At 60.0% G+C, this 445-nt stretch carries 1 protein-coding gene; it reads left to right on the top strand.

Annotated features, from left to right (window positions below; translation table 11 throughout):
• Positions 1-445, top strand: a 445-nt coding sequence (locus HU767_RS28600) for an immunoglobulin-like domain-containing protein (protein WP_186731120.1), incomplete at both ends; no start/stop codon positions are given.

Below are 445 nucleotides of genomic sequence, written 5' to 3'. Positions count from 1 at the left end.
CGTTGACCGCCACACCAACCGTGAACGAAAACGGCACCATCACTTACACCGCGACCCTGACCGGCGCCGATGGCAAACCCGTCACCGCGCAGAACGGTCCGGTCACCGTGACGCTGGAAAGCGGCAAGACCATCACCATCGCCGCCGGTGCAAGCTCGGGTACACTCGATATCGCTGTGGGTAACGACGTTTATCAAGGTCCAACGACCGTCACCGAATCGATTGACTCGGCATCGGGCGGTAACCTGGAAGCCATCGCTCCAAACACCACGCCAGTTAGCACTGTGGTTAGCGATGTCAACGACACCACTACCGTGACGTTGACCGCCACACCAACCGTGAACGAAAACGGCACCATCACCTACACCGCCACCCTGACCGGTGCAGACGGCAAACCCGTCACGGCACAAAACGGTCCGGTCACCGTGACGTTGGAAAGCGGCAA

The sequence above is a fragment of the Pseudomonas sp. SWRI179 genome (assembly GCF_014268705.1).
Taxonomy (GTDB): Bacteria; Pseudomonadota; Gammaproteobacteria; order Pseudomonadales; family Pseudomonadaceae; genus Aquipseudomonas; species Aquipseudomonas zanjanensis.
This window is presented reverse-complemented; position numbering and strand designations above follow the sequence as displayed.